The 2331-nt window shown below is 73.4% G+C and carries 2 protein-coding genes; both read left to right on the top strand.

Annotation, left to right across the window (positions count from 1 at the left end):
- Window positions 1–1073: hypothetical protein (locus AB8Z75_RS33875; protein WP_369208812.1), on the top strand; the 1073-nt coding region annotated here is incomplete at its 5' end.
- Window positions 1074–1193: 120 nt separating this feature from the next.
- Window positions 1194–1910, top strand: coding sequence for a DUF2993 domain-containing protein (locus AB8Z75_RS33880; protein WP_369208814.1), 717 nt, complete (start codon window positions 1194–1196; stop codon window positions 1908–1910).
- Window positions 1911–2331 lie beyond the last annotated feature (421 nt).

Consider the following 2331-nt stretch of genomic DNA (forward strand, 5'->3'; position numbering starts at 1 on the left):
CGCCGGAGCACCCCCACCCGTCGCAGCCGATGCCTCAGCCGCAACCCGCCGCCGCCCAGCCCCAGCCGTACGCGCAGTCCCAGCCCCAGCCGTACGCCCAGCCGCAGCAGCAGTCGTTCGGCGGGTCTCCGCAGCCGCAGCCGCAGCCGTTCGGCGGGTCTCCGCAGGGGCAGCCGGGGGGACACGCCCCGCAGACAGGGCGGGACCGCACCGGCCAGGCGCCGCCCGCAGGGGCGACCGCAGGGGCACCCGCGGGGGCGACCGGCGCCGCGGACTCGGCGCCGACCGCGCGCGGAGCGCGGCCCTGTACCGGGTCGCCGATCATCGCGCCCGGCTTCACGCCGGCGGCGGTCACCACGGTGCTGGCGGCGCTGCTGGCGGCCGTGGCCCCGCTGGGGCACGGTGCGCTGGCCGGAGCCGTGGTACTGCTCCAGGCGGTGACGGCCGCGGGCTGGTACCGGCTCAATGGGATGTGGCCCGCCCGGCAGGGCATCGCGCTCGCGTTCGTGGCGGGGCTGACCGCCGATGTCGGGCTGTTGGTGACGGACGGCTGGGGACGCCACCCGGACGGCGGCTCGGGGAACGCGCCGGCGGTGCTGCTCGCGGCTGCCGGTGTGTGGTGTCTGCTCTCCCTCGTGCTGCAGTTGCGCAACAACTCCAGCCCGGACGAACGGCTGTACGCGGTCACCATGGGTTTCGCCGCGACGGGGCTGACGGTGCTGGCCGCCGGGGTGATCCCCACCGATCCGGAGGCGGTCACGGTGGGCGCCGCCGCCGTCGCGGGAGCCGCGCTGCTGCGTGCCGTACCGCTGCCAGGGCCCGTCTCCGTGCTCCTCGCGCTGGCCGCCGCCGCAGGTGTGGCGGTGGCAGTTTCCACGCTGTCCCAGCTGAACGGCGTGGAGCCGGTCACGGCCGCGCTGCTCGGGCTGGGCGCGGGGGTGTGCGCGCTGGTGGGGCTGCGGGTGGCCAGTTACGACTGGCCCTCCCGCTTCGTCCACATGACGGCGGGCGTCGCGCTGCCCCTCACGCTGGCCACTCCCGCCCTGTACCTTCTGGGCCGCACGCTGCTGTGAGCCGCGGGCCCCGGGCGCGCCGCCCGCGCCCGGGGCCGCCCGCTCACCACTGCCCGGAAAGGACGGGCAGCGGGTTACGCTCGCGCGTAGCCAGCCGACTCATGGGGGATACGGAACGCAATGCGCGCACTACGCATAGGGCTAGTGATCCTGGTGGTACTCGCCGGGCTCTTCGTGGCCGCCGACCGGATCGCGGTCAACCTCGCCGAGGACGAGGTGGCCAAGAAGCTCAAGAGCGAGCTGGGCTCCGCCTCCTCCGGCGATCCGGAGGTCTCCATCGAGGGCTTTCCCTTCCTCACCCAGGTCGCCGGCAAGGAACTGGACAAGGTGACGGCCGAGGTGAAGGGGGTCACCGCGAAGGCGGGCGGGCGCGAGGTGCGGCTGAGCGAGGTCTCCATGGAGGCCACCGACGTCGCGCTGTCCAACAACTTCAGCTCGGCCGTGGCCGACCACGCCACCGGCACCGTCCACCTCTCCTACAAGGACCTGTCCAACGCGGCGGACGAGGGCGTGCGTGTGAGCTACGGCGGCAAGAGCAAGTCCGGCAAGGACCAGGTGAAGGTCAGCGCCAGTGTGACCATCCCGTTGATCGGCAAGACCGTCGAGCGCAGTGTCTACAGCACCGTCAGCGTCAAGGGCGGCGACACCGTGCGGTTGCACGCGGACGAGGTGCCGGGCTCCGATATCCCGGGCATCGAGAAGACCATCCGCGAGAAGATCGACTTCGACCGGACGATAGACAAGCTCCCCGAGGGCCTGAAGCTCGACAAGGTCGACGCCGACAAGGACGGGGTGAACCTCTCCATGGAAGGCACCGGCGTCCACCTGGCCGGCTGACTGCCCGGCCGCCGCCCCCTCCGAGACGGGATCTCAGGTCCCGGAATGCGAGACGGCCAGGTCCGTACAGGGGTGATTTCCGGTCACCCGGCGGCCGTGTGACGCCGCCCGGGGAGGCCGATGTCCCACATCGCGGACGCAACCGTCTCAGAGTGCGGATCGGCGGTGACACGGCCCCTCCGTCGTCCTTACGATCGAGCGCATGAAGCGACAGGCGGACCTCACGAAGCGCCGGGCAGTGGACCTGTGCCGCATCGCCGCCATGCTCTGTCGCGGCTCCCGCTGACCCGCCGGCCGTCCGCTCCCCGCCGACGCCGCGCGCCCAGCGCACCAGGCGCGCCCCGGCGCACTCCCGCCCTGCCGACAGCGGAGTCCCTCCGGCACCTCCCGCCTCCCCGCGGGCGCCGTACCCGCACCCTGC

The sequence above is a fragment of the Streptomyces sp. PU-14G genome (genome assembly GCF_041028275.1).
Taxonomy (GTDB): Bacteria; Actinomycetota; Actinomycetes; order Streptomycetales; family Streptomycetaceae; genus Streptomyces.

Bases quoted from the DNA above. Each gene is read 5' to 3' on its own strand.
- AB8Z75_RS33880 (WP_369208814.1), top strand. From the start codon at position 1,194: ATGCGCGCACTACGCATAGGGCTAGTGATCCTGGTGGTACTCGCCGGG.